Here is a 15409-nt window from a genome sequence, read left to right as displayed (position 1 = left end):
CATGAGCATCCTCGGCGCCGCGGACGGGATTGCGCCGCGTGACAGCAGCGTCACACCGCTCCGGTAAATGCATCAGCCGCCGCCCGGCCGGATCGCGCCGCGCCATTCTGAGGGAAAAGCCATGCTGAAGGGAAAGGTCGCCGTCGTCACGGGGTCCACCAGCGGGATCGGGCTCGCTTATGCGCGGGCGTTCGCCAAGGAAGGCGCGAACATCGTCATCAACGGCCTCGGTGACGCCGCCGCGATCGAGAAGGAGCGCGCGGCGATCGAGAGCGACTTCGGCGTGAAGGCGCTCTATTCGCCGGCGAACATGCTGAAGCCCGACGAGATCGAGGGCATGGTGAAGCTCGCCGAGACCGAGCTCGGCGCCTGCGACATTCTCGTGAACAATGCCGGCATCCAGCACGTGGCGCCGATCGAGGAATTCCCGATCGACACCTGGAACATGATCATCGCCATCAACCTGTCGGCGGCGTTCTTCGCCATGCGCGCGGCGATTCCCGGCATGAAGGCCAGGAAGTGGGGCCGCATCATCAACACGGCCTCGGCCCACGCGCTCGTCGCCTCGCCCTTCAAGTCGGCCTACGTCTCGGCCAAGCACGGCATCGCCGGCCTCACCAAGACCGCGGCGCTGGAAACCGCGACCTTCGGCATCACCGTGAACGCCATCTGCCCCGGCTACGTGTGGACGCCTTTGGTGGAGAAGCAGATCCCGGACACCGCCAAGGCGCGCGGCATGACCGAGGAAGAGGTCAAGAAGAACGTGCTGCTCGCCGCCCAGCCCACCAAGGAGTTCGTGACGGTGGAGGAGGTCGCGGCGCTGGCGGTGTTCCTCGCCTCCGACAACGCCCGCTCCATCACCGGCTCGATGCAGCAGATCGACGGCGGCTGGGTGGCGGAATAGGTCGCGGCAGGCACCGCGGGCTGGCCCGCGCATGACCCGCGCCGCCGGCACCAAGCGCATCTCCCTCGCGCTCCAGGGCGGGGGTGCCCATGGCGCTTTCACCTGGGGCGTGCTCGACCGGCTGCTCCAGGAGGAGGGCCTGCTCGTCTCCGGCATCTCCGGCACCAGCGCGGGGGCGATGAATGCGGTCGTCCTCGCCTCGGGTCTCGCCAAGGGCGAGCCCGGGGACGAGACCGCCGAGGCGCGCCGCGCGCTCGCCCAGTTCTGGCGCGACGTCTCGCGCGACGGGCGTATGTCGCCGCTGCAGCGCACCGCGTTCGACCGGCTGCTGGGCAACTGGTCGCTGGCGCGCAACCCGGCCTATCTCGCCTTCGAGGTGGCCTCGCGCTTCTTCTCGCCGTACGACCTCAACCCGCTGAACATCAATCCGCTGCGCGAGATCATCGAGGCGCACGTGGATTTCGAGGCGCTGCGGAAATCATCGGTCGCGGTGTTCATCTCCGCCACCAACGTGCACACCGGCCGCGCCCGCATCTTCGGCCACCAGGAGATGAGCGCGGACGCGGTGATGGCCTCGGCCTGCCTGCCGTTCCTGTTCCAGGCGGTGGAAATCGACGGCGTGCCCTACTGGGACGGCGGCTATATGGGAAACCCGCCGCTGGTGCCGCTCTACGAGACCGCGGAGGCGGACGACATCATCCTGGTGCAGATCAACCCGGTGGTGCGCGAGACCACGCCGCGCACCGCCGCGGAGATCCAGAACCGCATCAACGAGATCACCTTCAACGCCTCGCTGCTGGCGCAGCTGCGCTTCATCGACCAGGCCGCGAAGCTCATCGACCAGGGCTTCATGAGCCGCCTGACGCTGGGTGCCTCGAGCTTCCGCAGGGTGCGCCTGCACCGCATCGGCGGCGCGGACCAGCTGACGAAGCTCGACGCCACCTCGAAGATGAACGCGGAATGGACCTTCCTCCAGCATTTGCGCGACCTCGGCCGGCAGGCGGCGGAGACGTTCCTTGAGGCGCACTTCGACGATATCGGCCGCCGCTCGACCCTCGATCTGACGCTCGAATTCGCCGACTGAGGGCGCGCTCAGCGCGAATCCTTCTTCGCCTGGGCCACCGCCACGAACTTGGTCACCCGCCCCGCCTCGCCGGCGGCGCCGATGGCATCGACGCGGGTGCGCGCCTTGGCGCGCATGCCCTCATTGGCGCGGGGAAGATTGGCCGGGCGCGTGGCGCGCTTGGCATCACGCTTCAATTCCAGGGCGCGATGGGCGTTCGCCACCAGTTCCGCGCGGGAGGCCTCGGCCTCCCGCCGCTTCACCTCGCGCACGGCGCGGGTGAGCGCGTCGTTGAGCACGGAGGCCTTCTGGCGGTTGCCGCCATCCGCCCTGTCATAGGCCGCCGCCCCCCGCCCGCCTTTGCCGCGCATGGCGCGGCGCTGGTTGTTGGCGATCGTGAGCGCGCGCTCGCGCCGGTCCCGCAGATGGCGCACCAGCGCGTGAAGATCGGCGTCGTCCAGCATGGCGATGGCGGGCTGGCGGGTCTGCTCGACGAAGCCGAGCTCGTCGGCGGTGAGCACGCGCTGCTCGGTCTTGCGCGGATGGGCCATCTTGTCGTTCCTCGGCTGCGTGGCTTGACCGGTGGAGCGCAGGCACCACCTTGATGGCGAAGGCTATTTCATCCGATTGCGTCGCCCGTAAGACGCACGGCGCGGCCGGACCAGGCGACGCAGAACAAGGACCAAGCATGAGCGAGACCGGAACGCGCGCCGCCTTCCGCGCCGGCGCGGCGCGCATCGAGGTCGCGGTGGGCGACATCACCGCGCTTGGCCTTGATGCCCTCGTCAATGCCGCCAATTCCTCGCTGCTCGGCGGCGGCGGGGTGGACGGGGCGATCCACCGGGCGGCGGGGCCCGAGCTCCTCGCCTTTTGCCGCACCCTGGGCGGCTGCCCCACCGGGCAGGCGCGCCTCACCCCCGGCTTCCGGCTGAAGGCGCGGTACGTGATCCACACGGTCGGCCCGGTCTGGGCGGGCGGCGCGCGAGGCGAGGACGCGCTGCTGGCGCGCTGCTATGCGGCGAGCCTTGCGCTGGCGGAGGAAGCCGGCATCGCCTCCCTCGCCTTCCCGGCCATCTCCACCGGCATCTACGGCTTTCCGGCGCAGCGGGCGGCCCCGCTTGCGGCCAAGACCGTGCTCGACCATGTTCGCGCAAACGCCGCCGTGAAGCGCGTCGTCTTCTGCTGCTTCTCGCAAGGCTCCGCGGACCTGCACCATGCCGCCCTCCTCGCCCAAGGCCTCGAGCCCGCCCCCTGAGCCCGCGCGGGCCGTGGCGGACGCGTCCCTGCTTCCCGTCCTCCACCGCGACGGCCTGATGCTGATCATCGACAAGCCCGCCGGCCTTCCCGTGCACAAGGGACCGAAGGGCGGCGCGACCCTGGCCGACCATCTGGACGCCCTGCGCTTCGGCCTGCCGCGCGCGCCCGAGCTCGCCCACCGGCTCGACAAGGACACCTCCGGCTGCCTGGTGCTCGGCCGCCATCCCAAGGCGCTGGCGCAGCTGGGCAAGCTGTTCGCCGCCGGGGCGGTGGACAAGACCTACCTCGCCGTGACCCAGGGCGCGCCGGCCGCGGACCAGGGCCGCATCGACCAGCCGCTGGCTAAGCGCTCGCCCCATCGCGGCTGGTGGATGCAGGCGGTGCCCAAGGGAACGGCAGGCGCGCAGGAGGCAATCACCGATTTTTGCGTGCTGCACCGGGGCGAACATCTGAGCGTCGTCACGCTCTCGCCCTTGACCGGACGCACCCACCAGCTGCGGGCGCACCTCGCCCATCTGGGCTGCCCGATCCTCGGCGACGCGATCTATGGCGGTGCCTCGCGCCTGCCCGGCGGGCCGGTGCTGCATCTGCATTCGCGGCGCATCGCCGTGCCGCTGGCGCGCAACGGGCCGGCCGTTGCGGCAACCGCCCCTTTGCCGCCGCATATCTGCGCCAGCCTCCGCGTGCTCGGCCTCGTGCCGGAGGAGATCGGCGCGGCGGCCGACCGGTGGGCACAGGGGCGCGACGCACCCCATTCCGCCTGACCCACATGTGAACGCGCCGTCCGGCGGCTCCGACTGGCCCGCTCCTTGCTACGTGTTAAGGTCGTCGTCCGGCTGTCCCGCAACGCCGGCGCACCGTGATGGAGGACGCGTGACCACGCCTCGCGAGCACAAGCATGCGCGCCGCCGCGCCGAGAGCCCGGAAGGCCTGCTCACCAGAGCGGTCCAGCGCGCGCGCCTGGTCATCGCCTGGGAGCGCCTGTGGCCGATCCTGGTGCGCCTCGGCGTGGTGGCGGCGGCGTTTCTCGCCGCCTCCTGGGCCGGGCTGTGGCTGGCGCTGCCGGTCTATGGCCGGATCGCCGGCGTGGTCCTGTTCGCGCTTCTGCTCTTGGCCGCCGCCCGGCCGCTTCTGAGCTTTACTTGGCCAGGCCGCAGGGACGCCATCGCCCGCCTCGACCGGACGAGCACGCTCACCCACCGCCCGGCCACCGCCATCTCGGACGCGCTCGCCACCAAGCCCGATGACGCGGTGGGCGCCGCTTTGTGGCGCGCCCACCTCGCGCGCGCCATGGGCGCCGTGCGCAGGCTCGACGCCGGCGTGCCGAAGCCGGACGTTCCGGCGAAGGACCCGCGCGCCATCCGCGCTTTGGCGCTGCTGGCGCTCGTCGCCGCCTTCTTCTTCGCCGCCGGCGACCGCGCCGGCCGCATCGGCGCCGCCTTCGACTGGCATGGCATCGCACCGGCGACCCCCTATCGCCTGGACGCCTGGGTCGACCCGCCCGGCTATACCGGTCGGGCCCCCATGGTGCTGCCGGGCCTGCGCTCGGAGGACCCGACCTCGCTCAACGCCTTGGCGCTCCAGGTGCCGACCGGCAGCGTGCTGGTGGTGCGCGCCGCCGGCATCGACACCGAGGCGCTCAAGCTCGACGGCGGCATCGCCGAAGAGAAGCCGGGCGAGGCGGCCCGCGCGGGGGACGGGGGCGGGTCAGGTGACGCCAAGGCGGCGGCCGATCCGCGGCCGGCGCGGGGCGAGCGTCGCTTCGTGATCCGCGAGAATGCCGACGTCTCCTTCCTCGGCCCGGACCAGCGCCGGCTGATGTGGCATTTCAAGGTGGTGCCGGACCTCGTTCCCTCGATCGCCTTCGCCAAGGACCCGCAGGCGGGCCTGCGCAACGCCCTCGTGCTCGCCTACCGCGTGGAGGACGATTACGGGATCAAGGAGGCGGACGCGGTGCTGACGCCCGCCGCCCCCGAGCCGCCCTTCTTCCCGCGCCCCGGCACGGCCGCGCCAAAGGTGGCGCCGAAGCCGCTGGTGCCGGCCCCCGAGGTCAAGCTCACCTTGCCGTCCGGCGGACGCGGCGGCGCCGCCCAGACCACCAAGGACCTGGTGGCCCATCCCTGGGCCGGCGCCATGGTTTCCATCACCCTCAAGGCCAAGGACGAGGCCGGCAACGAGGGCGTGAGCGAGACCAAGACGGTCCGCCTGCCGGCGCGGGCGTTCACGAAGCCGCTCGCCCGCGCGCTGGTGGACGAGCGCCGCCGCCTGGCGCTCGATGCCTCCAACCGGCGCCGCCTGGTGAACGTCCTGGCCGCCCTGACCGACGAGCCGCAGAAGTTCAAGCCGGACATGAGCGAGTATCTCGGCCTGCGCACCGCGCTCGCCATGGCGCGCGGCGCCCGCAACGATGCGGACCTGCGCGCCTTGGTGGACTATCTGTGGGACATGGCGGTGCGCATCGAGGACGGCACCCTCACCGATGCCGAGCGCGCGCTCAAGGCGGCGCAGGAGGCGCTGCGCGCGGCGCTGGAGCGCGGCGCCAGCGACGAGGAGATCCGCAAGCTGACGCAGGACCTGCGCGCCGCCATGGAGCGCATGATGCGCCAGCTCGCCGAGCAGGCGATGCGCGATCGCGGCGCCAACGACCGCCCGCTGGACCAGAACACGCGCATCATGCGCCCCCAGGACCTGCAGAAGATGCTGGATCGCATCGAGGACCTGGCCCGTTCCGGCAACAAGGAGGCGGCGCGCCAGCTGCTGGACGAGCTCCAGGCCATGATGGAGAACATGCGCCCGGGCAATCGGCAGGCCGGCCGCGGCCAGCAGGGGCAGCAGCAGAGCGAACTCGGCGCCATGATCCAGGAGCAGCAGCGCCTGCGCGACCGCACCTTCCGCCAGGGCCAGCAAGGCCAGCAGGGACAACGCGGGCAGCAGGGGCAGGGTGATCCGGACGGCTTCGACCAGCTGCAGCAGGGACAGCAGGACCTGCGCCGGCGGCTTGGCCGCATGCTCGACCAATTGCGCCGCATGCAGCCCGGCCAGCCGGGGCAGCAAGGCCAGGGCCAGCAGGGACAAGGGCAACAGGGACAGGGCCAGCAGGGACAAAGCGGCGGCGGCGAAGGCCAGGACGACATGGCCCGCGCCGGCGACCAGCTCGGCCGCGCCGAGCAGGCCATGCGGGAGGCCGAGGAGGCGCTCGGCCGCGGCGACGGGCAGGGCGCGCTCGATGCCGAAGGCCGCGCGCTCCAGGCGCTGCGGCAGGGCGCCCAGTCGATGGCCCAGGCCCAGCAGGGCAACGACCGCGGTCCGGGCCCGGGCGGGCCCGGCGAGGACGCGGCGCAGCGCGTCGATCCGCTGGGCCGGCCGCTGCGCAGCCAGGACTATGGCGACGACTTCACCGTGAAGGTGCCCGACGAGGTGGACGCCCAGCGCGCCCGCCGGGTGCTGGAGGAGCTGCGCCGGCGCCTGGAGCAGCCGTTGCGGCCGCAGATCGAGCTCGACTATCTGGAGCGCCTGCTGAAGGGGCTTTGAGGCGGCGCGGGGCCGTCTCCGGACGCGGGCGCCACCGACCGGCGGGAAAATGGCCGGCGGGAAAATCCTCTTCCGGCCGCCACCCTCCCGAAACCCATCGACCCTGCGATCAGACCGGAGGGCCCACGCCCCCCGCTCCGATGCCGGCCGGTCGATCGGGGACGCCGCAGCGAAGGGATGCCCGGGTCAAGCCCGGTTATCGAGGCGGCGGACCGTCAAGGGGGAGCGAGGCCGGCGCCGGCGGCGGACGGCGCCGGCCAAGCCGTCCCTCAGTCCAGGCCCAGCCGGCGGCAGAGGTCGTCCAGCTGATCGAGGCTGGCATAGCCGATGCGCAGCTCGCCCGCCTCGCCCCGGCCCTCGATGGCGACCTTGAGGCCGAGCGCATCGGAGAGGCGCTTCTCCAGCGCCCGCACGTCCGCCCCCTTCGTCTCCGGCGCGGTCCTGCCCGAGGCGCCGGCCGACGCAGCGGCCGGGGCGCCCGTCTTGCCGGCAAGCCGGCCCTCCACTTCGGCGCGCACCTTGCCGAGCGCCTCCACGTCGCGCACGTTGAGGCCCTTCTCCACCACCTCGCGGGCGACGCGCTCGGGGTCGGCCACGCCGAGCAGCGCGCGCGCATGGCCGGCGCTGAGCCGCCCGTCGGCGAGCATGGCCTTCACGCTCTCGGGCAGCTTCAGGAGCCGCAGCGTGTTGGCGATGTGGCTGCGGCTCTTGCCGATCACCTTGGCGAGGTCGTTCTGCGAGTAGCGGAACTCCTCCATCAGCGCGCCATAGCCCATCGCCTCCTCCACCGGGTTGAGGTCGGCGCGCTGGACGTTCTCGATGATGGCGATCTCCAGCGCCTCGCGGTCGGTGAGGTCGAGCACCACCACCGGCACCTCGTGCAGCGCCGCCCGCTGGGCGGCGCGCCAGCGCCGCTCGCCGGCGACGATCTCGAAACTGTTCGGCGTCGTGAGCGGACGCACGACGATGGGCTGGATGATGCCCTTCTCGCGGATCGAGGCGGTCAGCTCCTCCAGCCCCTCCTCCATGAACGCGCGGCGCGGATTGCGCGGATTGGCCCGCACCTGCTCGATGGGCACGCGCCGCGGGCCGCCCGGCGTCCCGCGGGACGGCGCCCCGGGCCGCGCCGGCGGCGCGTCGTTCGCATCCCCGATCAGGGCCGCAAGGCCCCGGCCGAGCCGGGAGCGAGTCTCATCCGCCATGGATTAAATTCCTAGTCATGGTCTTTTCGGATCGCCTCAGGCGGCGGCTTGCGCGCGCGCGGCGCGTTCGCGCTGGATCACCTCGGAGGCGAGGCGCAGATAGGCCTGCGAGCCGACGCATTTGAGGTCGTAGAGCAGCACCGGCTTGCCATAAGACGGCGCCTCGGAGACGCGCACATTGCGCGGAATGATGGTCTCGTAGACCTTGTCGCCCATGAACTGGCGCACGTCCGCCACCACCTGGTCGGAGAGGTTGTTGCGGGCATCGTACATGGTGAGCACGATGCCATGGATGGTCAGCTCTGGGTTGAGCCCGGTGCGCACCTGCTCCACCGTCTTGAGCAGCTGGGACAGGCCCTCCAGCGCGAAGAATTCGCACTGCAGCGGCACCAGAATGGCGTCGGCGGCCGCCATGGCGTTGACCGTCAGCAGGGAGAGCGAGGGCGGGCAGTCGATCAGCACATAGGAATAGGCCGGCCCCGACGTGTCGGCGGCGAGCACCTGCAGCGCGGCGCGCAGGCGGTAGGCGCGGTCGCGCGCGGTGGCGATCTCCAGCTCCACGCCGGACAAATCGAGCGTGGCCGGCGCCACGTGCAGCGAGGGCACGCCGGTCTCCATGACGGTCTCGCGCAGGGTCGCCTCGCCCACCAGCACGTCGTAGGTGGACAGGTTGCGGGAGCGGCGATCGATGCCGAGGCCGGTCGAGGCATTGCCCTGGGGATCGAGGTCCACCACCAGGACTCTCTCGCCGATGGCCGCCAAAGCGGTTCCGAGGTTGATTGCTGTGGTGGTCTTGCCCACCCCGCCCTTCTGGTTCGCGAGTGCGAGCACGCGCGCCGGCGCGCCGGCGCCCCGGTCGGAGAGCGGGGAGATGATGGTCTCGGTCATGGCCTGTTCCTCGGCGCCCGTTCGCTGGCGCGTGCCTGACGATCAATGTCCGGGCTGGCGGCTTCGTCGGCCGCCATGGGTCTCGCCGACCGCACCACCAGGATCCGCCCTTCGGCATCGCTGAGGCTCGGCGCGAGGTCGACGTCGAGTGTCCAGCCTTTGCGCGCCTCGGTCAATTCGCGTTCGGCGTCGCGCCCCTTCGCGAACACCCCGAGCGCGCCCTCGGCGAGGAACGGCGCGGCAAGATCCAGCAGCTTCGGCAAGGGCGCGAGGGCGCGCGCGGAAACGACGTCGGTGCCGGGCGCGAGCGTGAGGGCGACCTCTTCGATGCGCCGCGCATGGACCTCCACCGGCAGGCCGGCATGGCGCGCGGCCTCGCGCAGGAAGGCGGCCTTGCGGGTGTCCGATTCGATGAGCACCACCCTGGCCCCCTTCCGCTCGGCGAGCACGGCCGCCACCACGAGGCCGGGAAAGCCGCCGCCAGAGCCCAGATCCACCCAGCGCAGGGCATTTTTCGGAACATGGTCAACAAACTGTAAACTGTCGGCGACGTGGCGCCGCCACAGGTCCGGCAGGGTGGCGGGCGAGACCAAATTGAGGGTCTTCTGCCATTTGGCGAGCAAAGCGGCGATGGTCTCAAGGCGCGCGAATGTTTCACGTGAAACCAGCGCGGCGACCTCGGCCCTGCTTTTGTCCCCGGCCGTCATATCATCGTTTCCTTCGCCGGCATGGCCCGCCTTCATCGGAACGCAGCGCGGCCCACGCGCGCCGTGTCCCCGCTTCCGTGGATCCGCGCTCCATCCCCATGATCCACAAGCCCCTATGGCGCGGGGGCGCCCCGCTTGCGCGCGTGGGTGGCGATGAGCGCCAGCGCCGCAGGCGTCATGCCCTCCATGCGGCCCGCCTGGCCAACGGTCCCGGGGCGCGCGCGCGCGAGCCGCTGCTTCAGCTCGTTGGAGAGGCCGGGCATGTCGGCGTAGGACAGGTCCTGCGGCAGCGCCAGCGCCTCGTCCCGGCGCAGCACGGCAATGTCGGCCGCCTGGCGCTCCAGATAGACCGCATATTTCGCATCGATCTCCACCTGCGCGGCGATGTCCGCCGGCAGCGCGGCGAGCTCCGGCCAGATGGCGGCGAGCCGCGCCATGTCGATGTCGGGATAAGCCAGCAGGTCGAACGCCGAGCGGCGCTGGCCGTCCTGGTTCACCGTAAGGCCGTGCCGGGCGCCTTCGGTGGGCGTCAGGCTGAGGCCACGGGCGCGCGCCCGCGCCGCCTCCAGCTTCTCGATGCGTCCGGAATAGTGCGCCCAGCGCGCGGCGCCCACGAGGCCGAGCGCGCGCCCGTGTGCGGTGAGACGCTGGTCGGCATTGTCGGCGCGCAGGGTGAGCCGGTATTCGGCACGCGAGGTGAACATGCGGTAGGGTTCGCTCACGCCGCGGGTGACGAGGTCGTCCACCATCACGCCGAGATAGGCCGAGGCCCGGTCGAAGACCATGCCCTCGATCCCGCCCGCGCGCCGGGCCGCGTTGAGCCCGGCCAGCAGCCCCTGCGCCGCGGCCTCCTCATAGCCGGTGGTGCCGTTGATCTGGCCGGCGAGGAACAGGCCCTCGACGCGCTTGGCCTCCAGCGTCGGCTTCAGCTCGCGCGGGTCCACATGGTCGTATTCGATCGCGTAGCCCGGCCGCACCATCTCCACCTTCCCGAGGCCGGGGATGGTGGCGATGAGCGCCCGCTGGACATCCTCCGGCAGCGACGTGGAGATGCCGTTGGGATAGACCGTGGGGTCGTCGAGACCCTCCGGCTCCAGAAAGATCTGGTGCCCGTCGCGCTCGCCGAAGCGCACGATCTTGTCCTCAATGGAGGGGCAGTAGCGCGGGCCGGTGCTCTCGATGCGCCCCGAATACATGGCCGAGCGCGAGAGGTTGGCGCGGACCACCGCGTGCGTCGCCTCGGTGGTTCGGGTGATGCCGCAGGCGACCTGCGGGTTCGGCAGGTGCGTGGTGAGCGCCGAGAAGGGCTCCGGCGTCTCGTCGCCCTGCTGCATCTCCAGCGACGCCCAGTCGATGGTGCGCCCGTCGAGGCGCGGCGGCGTCCCGGTCTTCAGGCGGCCGAGCGCCAGCCCGAGTCGCGCCAGCGCCGGGGAAAGCCCGAGGCTCGGCTTTTCGCCCATGCGGCCCGCAGGAAAGCTGACCTCGCCCAGATGGATCAGGCCGTTGAGGAAGGTGCCGGTGGTGAGCACCACCGCGCCGCAGGCCAGGCGCCGGCCGTCCGCCAGCACCAAAGCGGCGAGGCGCGCGTCCTTCACCTCGAGGTCCACCGCCTCGCCCTCGACGATGGCGAGCCCCGCCTGCGCATCGAGCGCCGCGCGCATGGCGCGGGCATAGAGCTTGCGGTCCGCCTGGGCGCGCGGTCCACGCACGGCCGGGCCCTTGCGGCGGTTGAGCATGCGGAACTGGATGCCGCCTTGGTCCGCCACCCGGCCCATGAGGCCATCGAGGGCATCGATCTCGCGCACCAGATGGCCCTTGCCGAGCCCGCCTATGGCGGGGTTGCAGGACATGGCGCCGATGGTGGCACGGGACTGGGTGACGAGCGCCGTGCGCGCGCCGGCCCGCGCGGCGGCGGCGGCAGCCTCGCATCCGGCATGGCCGCCGCCCACGACGACGACGTCAAAGGCGAGGCGGGGGCTGGGGACCTGAAACGGCATGAGCAAAGACTTCCAGGCGCGCGATTGGCGCGGGCATGAGCGATGCAGAAACGTCGAGTTTCGGGCGCCGTCAAGGCGGCGCCGCACCTGATGGCCAGAAGGATGCCGCCGCCGCCATGGAAGTGGGTCGCCGGGGCGGCGAAGGGTCGAGGCCCGCAAGGAGCCCGAGGTGGTGTTTCACGTGAAACACCGAACCTTTCCGTACAGCTTCGTATCGGGCCGCGGCCCACCATTTCCCTCTTTCGAGACCGCGCGCTTTCCTGGCCGCCAGCGCAAGGCGACGGGTAGGACGCGGCAAACCGAGGTGTTTCACGTGAAACGTCCGCGCCGCTCGGTTCCCTCACTTGCCGATGCAGAAGGTCCGGAACAGGGCGTCGAGAATGTCCTCCACGTCGATCCGGCCGATGACCCGGTCGAGCGCCCGGGCAGCCAGACGCAGCTCTTCGGCGCGCAGTTCCTCGCGGCCGGCAAATGCGCCGTGCGCCCGCTCAAGATGGCCCAGGGCCTCGGACAGCGCGCGCCGCTGGCGCGCGCGCGAAACCAGCGCCGGCTCTCCGCCGCCAAGGCGCTCGGCATCCGCTTCCAGGCACGCCAGCAGGGCCTCCACCCCCTCGCCCGTCTGCGCCGAAAGCCCGATCCAGCCGGCCGGGACGGTGGCCTTTGACAGGTCCGTCTTGGTACGCACGCGGATCGCCCGGGCCAGCGCCTCCGGCGGTTCCTCGCCGCCATCCGAAAGCCAGAGCACCAGGTCCGCCGCCTCGGCCCGGGCGCGGGCCCGGCGCACGCCCTCCTGCTCCACCAGGTCGTCGCTCTCGCGCAAGCCCGCCGTGTCGAGCAGAACCACCGCCTGTCCGGCCAGCTCCAGATGCACCTCCAGAACGTCACGCGTGGTGCCGGGCAAAGGCGAGACGATGGCCGCCTCGCGGCCGGCGAGACGGTTCAGCAAGGTGGACTTGCCGGCATTGGGCGGCCCGACGATGGCGACGGTGAGCCCCTCGCGCACCCGCTCCCCCCGCGCCCCATCCCGCACGGCGGCAGCGATCTCGCCCAAGAGCGGAGCGATGGCGCCGAGCGCCTCGGCGACGAGATCGTCCGGCACGTCGCCTTCGTCGGAGAAGTCGATCGAGGCCTCCACCAGCGCCAAGGCCCGCACCAGGGCCGCGCGCCACGAGCCGATGCGGCGCGAGAGCGCCCCCGATGCCAGCGCCAGGGCCTGGCGCCGTTGCGCCTCGGTCTCCGCCGCCACCAGATCCGCGAGGCCCTCGACCTCGGCGAGATCCAGCTTGCCATTGGCCAGCGCCCGGCGCGTGAATTCCCCCGCCTCCGCCGTCCGCAGGCCGGGCAGCGTGCCGAGCGCCCGCAGCACCGCCGCCACCACCGCCCGCCCGCCATGCAGGTGCAGCTCCACCGTATCCTCGCCGGTGGCGCTGGCGGGGCCGGGGAAATAGAGCACCAGGCCGCGGTCCAGCACCTCGCCGCTCGCCGGATCCCGCATCGCCCGGTAGCACGCGAGGCGCGGCGCCGGCAGATCGCCACAGACGGCCCGCGCGGTCGCGGCGGCCGCGGGGCCGCTGATGCGCACCACCGCCACCCCGCTCGGCGGCCGGCCGCTGGACACAGCGAAGATGGTGTCCTCGAACGTCGTCATGCGCGTCCCGCCTGCCTTTCTTGCACGCCGCGGCGCGTTGCGCCGCGCCCGCGCGCCCTTATATCTCAAGCACGGGCCTCGGCCGCGCCGACCTTTTTCCCCATCGCCCGCGTTTGCCTTCCCTCCCATTGCCCCGAGGACATTGCCATGAGCGAGAATCGCCTTGCCGCCGAGACCAGTCCCTATCTGCTCCAGCACAAGGACAATCCGGTCCATTGGTGGGCCTGGGGGCCGGAGCCGTTCGAAGAGGCCAGGCGCACCGGCAAGCCGGTCCTGCTCTCGGTGGGCTATGCCGCCTGCCACTGGTGCCATGTGATGGCGCACGAGAGCTTCGAAGACCCGCAGATCGCGGGCGTCATGAACGCGCTGTTCGTGAACATCAAGGTGGACCGGGAGGAGCGCCCGGAAGTGGATCAGATCTACATGTCCGCGCTCCATCAATTGGGCGAGCACGGCGGCTGGCCGCTCACCATGTTCCTCAACGCCGACGGCAATCCATTCTGGGGCGGCACCTATTTCCCGCCCACCGCGCGCTATGGGCGGCCCGGCTTTTCCGACGTGCTGCAGCAGATCGCCGAGGTCTATCGCGACGATCCGCAAAAGATCCGCACCAACACCGAGGCCATCGTCTCCCGCCTCCACAAGGCGGCGCAGCCGAAGGATGGCGTCGCCATCGGCCTCGCCGAGTTGGACAAGGCCGCCACCCAGCTGATCGAGGTGTTCGACCGCGCGAACGGCGGCCTCAGGGGCGCGCCGAAATTCCCCAATTCCAGCCTGCTGGAGATGATGTGGCGCGCCGGCGCGCGCACCGGCAATGCGCAGATGCGCGCGCTCGTCGCCTTCACGCTGAACCGCATGAGCGAGGGCGGCATCTACGACCATGCGGGCGGCGGCTTCGCCCGCTATTCCGTGGACGAGATCTGGTTCGTGCCCCACTTCGAGAAGATGCTCTACGACAACGCCCAGCTACTGGAGCTGCTGGCGCTGGCCCATAAGGACACGGGCGACGCTCTGTTCCTCGACCGCGCGCGGCGCACGGTCGGCTGGCTCGAGCGGGAGATGCGGACCGAAAGCGGCGCGTTCGCCGCCAGCCTCGATGCCGACAGCGAGGGCCACGAGGGCAAGTTCTACGTCTGGGGCTTCAAGGAAATCGAGGCGCTTCTCGGGGCGGACGACGCCGCCTTCTTCTGCCGCCTCTACGACGTGACGCCCGCCGGCAACTGGGAGAGCGGCAACATCCTCAACCGCACCAATGCGGGCGACGTCAGCGCAGAGGACGAGGCGCGTCTCGCCCCCATGCTCGACAAGCTCCTGGACGCGCGCGCCGCGCGCGTTCGCCCCGGCCGCGACGACAAGGTGCTCGCCGACTGGAACGGACTCATGATCGCCGCGCTCGCCCGCGCCGGCGCGTATCTCGGCGAGCCCTCATGGGTGGCATTGGCGGAGCGCGCCTTCGAGGCCGTGGTGGCGCATCTCTCACGCGGCGATCGCATCGGCCATTCCTGGTGCGACGGCAAGGCGGTCTTTCCCGGCCTCGCCTCCGACCTCGCCGCCATGGCGCGCGCCGGCATCGCCCTGCATGAGGCGACCGGCAAGGGCGAGCCCCTGGACCGCGCGGTCACCTGGCTCACCGTGCTGGAACGCCATCATCTGGACGCCGGCTCGGGAGCCTATTTCCTCACCGCGGACGATGCCGAAGATCTGATCCTGCGCCCGCGCGCCAGCCACGACGAGGCGAGCCCGAACTACAATGCGGTGGCGGCGGACGCTTTGGTGCGCCTTGCCACCCTGGTGGGGGACGAGCATCTGCGCGCGCGGGCGGACCGCGTCATCGCCGGCCTGTCCGGCGAGGCGGCGGGCAACGTGCTCTCCCACGCCGCGCTGCTCAACGCCATCGACACCCGCCTGCGCCTCGCGGAGATCGTCGTGGTGGGGGAGAAACGCGAGGCGTTCGCTGGCGCCGCGCTCCGGTCCGAGTTCCTCAACCGGGTGCTGGTGCGCGCTGCGGCGGCGCAGGATCTGCCGCCGGGCAGCCTCGCGGCCGCCCGCGTGAGCGCCGCGCCGGCTGAAGGCGCGGCCTTCGTGTGCGTCGGCGCGCGCTGTTCGCTGCCGGTCACGGCGCCGGACCAGCTCGCGGCGACCCTCGCCGAATTTTCCGCCTGAGAGGGGCCTCGGGGGCGCGGCGCGGATCGCACCCCCTCTCAGATCGCGT

At 71.6% G+C, this 15409-nt stretch carries 12 protein-coding genes; 6 read left to right on the top strand and 6 right to left on the bottom strand.

The window, feature by feature from the left end:
* The first annotated feature begins 121 nt into the window (after nt 1-121).
* On the top strand, nt 122-904 hold the full coding sequence (locus tag ABLE88_RS14705) for a 3-hydroxybutyrate dehydrogenase (RefSeq protein WP_348832434.1): 783 nt from the start codon (nt 122-124) through the stop codon (nt 902-904).
* 31 nt (nt 905-935) lie between these two features.
* The gene (locus ABLE88_RS14700; RefSeq protein ID WP_348832433.1) at nt 936-1988 is read left to right on the top strand and encodes a patatin-like phospholipase family protein; all 1053 of its coding nucleotides are present in this window, start codon (nt 936-938) and stop codon (nt 1986-1988) included.
* 8 nt (nt 1989-1996) lie between these two features.
* Here ABLE88_RS14700 and ABLE88_RS14695 read toward each other — a convergent pair whose 3' ends face one another.
* Nucleotides 1997-2518 carry a hypothetical protein gene (locus tag ABLE88_RS14695; RefSeq protein WP_348832432.1) on the bottom strand — a complete coding sequence of 174 codons (522 nt, stop codon included), beginning with the start codon at nt 2516-2518 and terminating at the stop codon, nt 1997-1999.
* 137 nt (nt 2519-2655) lie between these two features.
* Here ABLE88_RS14695 and ABLE88_RS14690 point away from each other — a divergent pair, with 137 nt between their 5' ends.
* The 3 genes from ABLE88_RS14690 to ABLE88_RS14680 all read left to right on the top strand — a co-directional run bounded on the left by ABLE88_RS14690 (nt 2656) and on the right by ABLE88_RS14680 (nt 6755).
* Complete coding sequence (locus ABLE88_RS14690) at nt 2656-3222, top strand: O-acetyl-ADP-ribose deacetylase (RefSeq protein WP_348832431.1); 567 nt, start codon at nt 2656-2658, stop codon at nt 3220-3222.
* A gap of 58 nt (nt 3223-3280) precedes the next feature.
* Nucleotides 3281-3988, top strand: coding sequence for an RluA family pseudouridine synthase (locus tag ABLE88_RS14685; RefSeq protein WP_348832569.1), 708 nt, complete (start codon nt 3281-3283; stop codon nt 3986-3988).
* A 109-nt stretch (nt 3989-4097) separates the two neighbouring features.
* A complete protein-coding gene (locus tag ABLE88_RS14680; RefSeq protein WP_348832430.1) occupies nt 4098-6755 on the top strand; it encodes a TIGR02302 family protein in 2658 nt (885 codons plus the stop codon).
* Between the two features lie 269 nt (nt 6756-7024).
* Here ABLE88_RS14680 and ABLE88_RS14675 read toward each other — a convergent pair whose 3' ends face one another.
* The 5 genes from ABLE88_RS14675 to mnmE form a co-directional block, all read right to left on the bottom strand.
* Nucleotides 7025-7957: a ParB/RepB/Spo0J family partition protein gene (locus ABLE88_RS14675; RefSeq protein WP_348832429.1), complete on the bottom strand. Its 933-nt coding sequence runs from the start codon at nt 7955-7957 to the stop codon at nt 7025-7027.
* A 36-nt stretch (nt 7958-7993) separates the two neighbouring features.
* Entirely contained in the window at nt 7994-8845 is an 852-nt protein-coding gene (locus tag ABLE88_RS14670) for a ParA family protein (protein ID WP_348832428.1), read from the bottom strand.
* Nucleotides 8842-9552: a 16S rRNA (guanine(527)-N(7))-methyltransferase RsmG gene (gene rsmG / locus ABLE88_RS14665; RefSeq protein WP_348832427.1), complete on the bottom strand. Its 711-nt coding sequence runs from the start codon at nt 9550-9552 to the stop codon at nt 8842-8844. The genes ABLE88_RS14670 and rsmG overlap by 4 nt, the downstream gene beginning before the upstream one ends.
* A gap of 113 nt (nt 9553-9665) precedes the next feature.
* On the bottom strand, nt 9666-11549 hold the full coding sequence (gene mnmG, locus ABLE88_RS14660; protein ID WP_348832426.1) for a tRNA uridine-5-carboxymethylaminomethyl(34) synthesis enzyme MnmG: 1884 nt from the start codon (nt 11547-11549) through the stop codon (nt 9666-9668).
* 340 nt (nt 11550-11889) lie between these two features.
* Entirely contained in the window at nt 11890-13197 is a 1308-nt protein-coding gene (gene mnmE, locus ABLE88_RS14655) for a tRNA uridine-5-carboxymethylaminomethyl(34) synthesis GTPase MnmE (protein ID WP_348832425.1), read from the bottom strand.
* A 147-nt stretch (nt 13198-13344) separates the two neighbouring features.
* On the opposite strand from mnmE, the gene ABLE88_RS14650 reads away from it, so the two are divergent.
* Nucleotides 13345-15360, top strand: a complete 2016-nt coding sequence (locus ABLE88_RS14650) for a thioredoxin domain-containing protein (protein WP_348832424.1) — start codon at nt 13345-13347, stop codon at nt 15358-15360.
* Nucleotides 15361-15409: the final 49 nt, after the last annotated feature.

The sequence above is a fragment of the Xanthobacter luteus genome, from assembly GCF_040049235.1.
Lineage (GTDB): Bacteria > Pseudomonadota > Alphaproteobacteria > Rhizobiales > Xanthobacteraceae > Xanthobacter.
This window is presented reverse-complemented; position numbering and strand designations above follow the sequence as displayed.